The sequence below is a fragment of the Halococcus morrhuae DSM 1307 genome (assembly GCF_000336695.1).
Taxonomy (GTDB): Archaea; Halobacteriota; Halobacteria; order Halobacteriales; family Halococcaceae; genus Halococcus; species Halococcus morrhuae.
The window spans coordinates 183-5,440 of record NZ_AOMC01000095.1; the positions used below are offsets into that span (position 1 = coordinate 183).

Genomic DNA, 5,258 nt, shown 5'->3' on the forward strand with positions numbered 1-5,258 from the left:
GAACTGTTCGACTGGCAGCTCGACCATCCGGTTTCACCGGCAACGATCTACAACATGACCGAGCGGGTCGCAGACCGGCTGCGACCCGCGTACGAGGACGTTCGAGCCAGCGTCCGTGACAGCGACGTCATCTACTGCGATGAAACTGGCTTTCCGGTCGACGGCGACCAGCACTGGGTCTGGACGTTCGTGACCGACGAGGACGTCTTCTATACGATCGACGAGAGCCGCGGAAGTCAGGTACTGGAGGACGTCCTCGGCGACGAACTCGCCGAGGACGCCACTTTGAGCTGTGACGGCTGGTCGGCGTATCCGAGCTATCACGGCAAACTCCAGCGGTGCTGGGCGCACCTTCTACGAGAGGCGAAGTACGTAGCTGAACGGCACGAGGAAGCAGAGCCGATCTCGGAGGTACTACACGACCTCCACGAGGATTTGNCGCCCGCCTCCGTCCGCGAGCGGAGGCGGGCACAGGCCTCGCTGTGTCTGGAGGAGTTAATCAGAGCGGGCTACGAGACCGAGGAAGTGACGCAACTAGTCGAGAAGATCAGGAACGGGCTGGGAAGTTGGCTGACGTTCGTCACGGAACCGGACGTTGATTCGACGAATAATCGCGCAGAGCGCGCTCTACGCGAGCAGGTAGTGATGCGGAAGATGTTCGGCGGACTCCGGTCGGAAACCGGAGTCCGCATCCACGAAACGCTCTCGACGATGGTAGCGACGTGGGAACGACAGGGACTCGATCCGCCGGATCAACTGATGTCGATACTCGGAGGAGAGGAACCAGAATCACGTGCAGAGGCATCTACGAACGGACTGCGCTAAACACATACNCGCCGGATCAACTGATGTCGATACTCGGAGGAGAGGAACCAGAATCACGTGCAGAGGCATCTACGAACGGACTGCGCTAAACACATACTGTTTGAAGAATAATCCTGCAATCTCACCAAAATCAGCTATATCGCCAGTGGAGGAATCCAATTTGAACAGTTTGTGGCGGCTGCTCATTTCCTTGAGTGATTTTGAATTTCTCAATTCTTCCTCAATATGCCTGCTTACAAATTTTTTCGCAGTATCATAGCCTCTGAGCGCCCCATCAAGATGGAAACATCTGTCACAATTTTCGTCAAGAATAGCATGTAAGTATCGGGTATTGTATCTAATTTCGGTCTCTCGGAGTTGAGTATGCGGTGAATACATGATTCCCGTACGAGGCAGAAGTTCTTCTATTTGTAAATGCCATCTGTTATCTCTTTTTTCAAACAAAAACTCTGTTTTGTCTTGCAGCCCATATTTATAGCTCTCTGTTGCTTTCTGAATGAAAAATCTGTGGCCAGCCCTAGACCTGAGTTTGTCGATAGTTTCTGGTCCCCTCCAATGTGCGAGAAGTGCTGTTGTTCGAGTAGTATCTGGCAAGCCTAATTTTGAATAAGAGATTGGTACTGAGAGGTCTACTGTGTCACTTCGAAGTCGATTGAGTTTTCCAGTCAAATAGTAATTCTGGCACAAGCGAGAGCAAAGTATAAGATAATGATCCTTGAATTCGAAGCCGTTTTTATTCATATCTGCTTGTTCTGGAATTTCCTTCAAGCTATTCTTGCCAAAATCCTTGAGTGAGGGGTATCTATCAAATACGATGTTATTCTTGCTGACAACCGCTATATCCCACAGATAGTATTTCGAGACGTCGCTACTGTTTATTCGAACGTTTTCAGCGAGAAAATTCCAGACATCCATTCTTGAAACGTCTTTGTGATCCTCTATACTCTCAATCACTCCATCGTATTTCGATTGAAGATCATCTGGTGAGAATTCATCGTGATCTAAATTGCTTGGTGGAATGTTTTCGTCTTCACACCGAGATGCTATCTCTTGTAAATCATTCTGGAGTCTAGTAGGCAAATTCGCCTCATCAACCATGATGGGTATATTTATCCCAAATAACAAGAACTTTCCGGGCCAAGTGGTATGCTCTGGCTCTACGAGTCCGGGCTGTAGTTCGGCGCTTCGTCGGTGATCACCACGTCGTGGGCGTGGCCCTCGGTCTGGCCGGCCGACGAAACGCGGACGAACTCCGCACGGCGCTTGAACTCGGGGATCGTTTCGGCACCGACGTAGCCCATCCCGCTTTTCATCCCGCCGACGAGCTGGAAGAGCTCGCTCTCGACGCTGCCCTTGTACGGCGTCGCGGCCTCGACACCCTCGGGGACGAAATCCTCGTCCTCGTCGGTGTCCTTGAGATAGCGCTCGCCGCCGCCGGACTGCATCGCGCCGACCGAGCCCATGCCGCGGTACTGCTTGTAGCGCTTGCCGTTCATCGTCACCACGCGTCCGGGAGCCTCGTCGGTGCCGGCGAAGTACGACCCGAGCATGACCGCATCCGCACCCGCCGCGATCGCCTTGATCGCGTCGCCCGAGTAGCGGATGCCGCCGTCGGCGATCACGGGGATGTCGTGCTCGCTGGCGACGTCGGCGACCTGCGCGACGGCAGTAATTTGGGGCATGCCCGTGCCCGTGACCACGCGCGTCGTACAGATCGATCCGGGTCCGATGCCGACCTTGATGCCGTCGGCGAACCCGACGAGCGCCTCGGCAGCCTCGCGCGTCCCGACGTTGCCGACAACCACGTCGGCCTCGACGCTCGCTTCGATCTCCCGTGCGCTCTCGATGACGTTGCGGTTGTGTGCGTGCGCGCAATCGATGAAGAGCACGTCGGCACCGGCCGCGTCGACGGCGGTGGCGCGCTCGCTCTCGAACGGGCCGATGGCGACGCCGACGCGCAGTCGTCCCTCGTCGTCGCGGGCGGCCGAATCGTACTCGCGGCGCTGGAGGATGCCCTGCATCGTCACCAGCCCCGTGAGGTGGTTGCCGTCGTCGACGATCGGCACGCGCTCGATCTTGTGTTCGTACATGAGTTCGAGCGCGTTGCGGGCATCGACGTCCTCCGGGGCGGTGATGACCTCGTCGGTCATCGCCTCGCGCACCTCGTCACGATCACCGACCTCCAGATACGGCCGGATGTCGGTCGCGGAGATGATGCCGAGCACCTCGTCGTCCTCGCTCACGACGGGCGCGCCGCTGACACCCTCTTCCTCCATCATCGCGTCGACCTCCCGTACGGTTTGCTTGGGGCTCGCCGTCACGACTTCGCGGATGACCAGTTCGTCGGCGCGCTTGACGCGATCGACTTCCGCGACGGTCTCCTCGACATCCATGTTCTGGTGGAGCACGCCGAGCCCGCCCCGACGCGCCATCGCGATCGCCAACTCGCTCTCGGTGACGGTGTCCATCGCGGCCGAAAGCACGGGGACGGAGAGTTCGACCGACGTCGAGACACGGCTCGCGGTGTCTGCGTCGTCCGGTTCGACACGGCTCTCCTTCGGGCGGAGCAGGACGTCGTCGAACGTGAGCGCTTCGGGCACGCGGAGTTTCTCGGAAAACGGCTCCGAACGGTTAGTCGCCATGTAATCGGTGTGGGACCCCGAATCAAAAGCGTTCCGAGAGAACCGGAACTATGCCGATCGTTCATGGGGTTCGTGTGGTCACGTCTCACAGAACGTTTATAATTGTAACAGTAGTTGTTCGTGTATGGACGTCGCCAGTCCGCCAACCGCACGCATCGCCGCCCCGACGACCCTCGATACCGCGGTCGCCTCGGTTTTTACAGCGGCATGCAAACTCACGCTGGCGACGCGAGTCACGAACGGCTGGCGCAGCTCCCCGAACCGTGACTCACACCACCCGTCGGCTCAGGGAGAGAGCCACGCTTCGCCGTGAGTCACTCCCAACACCCGGTCGCGCTCCGCCTCGAACAGCGCGTCGGCGGCGCGGCCCGCTTGCTGGCGACCGTGATGGCGCTCCCGCTCGTCGACGGCATCTTCCCCGCGATGGTGCTCGCGGGCACGCTCTCCGATCCGGCCGGCATCCTCGAAGTCGGACTGCTGGTCTTCGGCGGCAGCGCGACCGTCGCGGTGATTCTCGCCGAGATGAGCGGCAGCCGTCGCGAGCGCGTCGAAACGACGCTCGCCGTCGGCGTCGTCGTCCTCGTGCTCGCGGGCGTCGAAGCGGCGCTCGCGCCGACGATCGAGAGCCTGCTCGATCTCGCCGTGTTCGAGCGGTTCGCCGCGCTGGTCATCCTCGCGATCGCCGCCAAGACCGCGAGCGCGCGCGTCGGCGAGTATCTCCCGCGTCCGGCAGTCATCGTCGGGCTGGGGATGGTCGCAAGCCTCGATCCCGCGAACGCACAGCTCGTGCTGGTTCCCGATCCGACCCTCGTCCTCCGTGGCCTGGCGGCCGCCGGCACGGGCGTGGCCTTCGCGCTCGCAGTCGCCGTCACCAGCCCGTGGCTGCACGACGCCGTGGACATCGATCGGTTCCGCTTCGGCAGCGCGGTCGCACTCGGCGTGCTTGGGCTCTCGGTGCTCGGGCTCGTGCCCGACGACGCACCGCTCGCGCTGGCGGTACTCGGGGTGACGACGCTGCTCGCGTTCGATCCCGGCGAGATTGACGAAGAGCCAGACGGGACGACGACCGAGGAGACCGCGGCGAGCGCGACGGCCGACGAGGAGACCGACATCGGTCCCGACCGCGCACCCTGGTTGTAAGGGTTTAGGGCTCTCCTCCACAAACGCCGCGCATGGCCGACAACCGCGTCGTCGAGGGACGGATGGTCACGCCGGAAGCGCTCGCCGAGCTCATCGAGGGTGACGACGTGATGGACGCCGAACCGATCACCGATGCCGATCGCGACTGTCCGGAGTGTGGCGGCGACGTGCTCGAAGTCGGCTACATGCCGTCGATCACCGAGTTCGTCACCGGCCAGAAGTGCCAGGACTGTGACTGGAGCACGACCGATCGCGAGTAGCAACCGAAATGCGTTTAGGTGGTTTCGTTCTATGGTGGGCCACGGGGTCGTGGCCAAGTCAGGTATGGCGACTGACTCCAGAGGCACCGCGCCCGGGACGACACTCCAGACTGATATACAGAGCGGCCGACTGATCATCGCCCGCCGTGACGACCCTCTGGAGGACCGAGGCGCGACCGGAGATATCAGTCGATCGGGGGTTCAAATCCCTCCGACCCCACTTGCTGCGGCGAGCAACTCCGTGAGCCGCAGCAATGGAACGAGGAGGGATTTGAATCAGGAAGTGGAGTCGTTCGAAAGACGCGATAGTCATTTGGATAACTTCTGAAGATACGGAGCGAGGAATTTCTCGATCCATGAGACGGCGAAACTCAGCCGATCAGTGAGGCGG

Annotated in this window: 5 protein-coding genes, 1 tRNA gene and 1 pseudogene; 5 read left to right on the forward strand and 2 right to left on the reverse strand. The window is 60.1% G+C overall.

Annotation, left to right across the window (positions count from 1 at the left end):
- Nucleotides 1-825: pseudogene (gene tnpC / locus C448_RS06915) on the forward strand (IS66 family transposase); the annotation flags it as partial.
- A gap of 69 nt (nucleotides 826-894) precedes the next feature.
- On the opposite strand, the gene C448_RS15920 reads toward tnpC, so the two are convergent.
- Both C448_RS15920 and guaB read right to left on the reverse strand, forming a co-directional pair.
- A complete protein-coding gene (locus C448_RS15920) occupies nucleotides 895-1,923 on the reverse strand; it encodes a hypothetical protein (protein WP_152415543.1) in 1,029 nt (342 codons plus the stop codon).
- Nucleotides 1,924-1,982: 59 nt separating this feature from the next.
- Nucleotides 1,983-3,467 (reverse strand): IMP dehydrogenase, encoded by a 1,485-nt coding sequence (gene guaB, locus C448_RS06920; RefSeq protein WP_004053167.1) that lies wholly within the window; start codon nucleotides 3,465-3,467, stop codon nucleotides 1,983-1,985.
- A gap of 124 nt (nucleotides 3,468-3,591) precedes the next feature.
- On the opposite strand from guaB, the gene C448_RS15925 reads away from it, so the two are divergent.
- The 4 genes from C448_RS15925 to C448_RS15930 all read left to right on the forward strand — a co-directional run bounded on the left by C448_RS15925 (nucleotide 3,592) and on the right by C448_RS15930 (nucleotide 5,087).
- Complete coding sequence (locus C448_RS15925) at nucleotides 3,592-3,780, forward strand: hypothetical protein (RefSeq protein WP_152415544.1); 189 nt, start codon at nucleotides 3,592-3,594, stop codon at nucleotides 3,778-3,780.
- Nucleotides 3,777-4,607 carry a DUF5794 domain-containing protein gene (locus tag C448_RS06925; protein ID WP_004053169.1) on the forward strand — a complete coding sequence of 277 codons (831 nt, stop codon included), beginning with the start codon at nucleotides 3,777-3,779 and terminating at the stop codon, nucleotides 4,605-4,607. Before C448_RS15925 ends, C448_RS06925 begins: the two co-directional genes overlap by 4 nt.
- A gap of 32 nt (nucleotides 4,608-4,639) precedes the next feature.
- Complete coding sequence (locus C448_RS06930) at nucleotides 4,640-4,867, forward strand: DUF5795 family protein (RefSeq protein ID WP_004053171.1); 228 nt, start codon at nucleotides 4,640-4,642, stop codon at nucleotides 4,865-4,867.
- Between the two features lie 43 nt (nucleotides 4,868-4,910).
- Nucleotides 4,911-5,087: transfer RNA gene (locus tag C448_RS15930), tRNA-Trp, on the forward strand.
- Nucleotides 5,088-5,258: the final 171 nt, after the last annotated feature.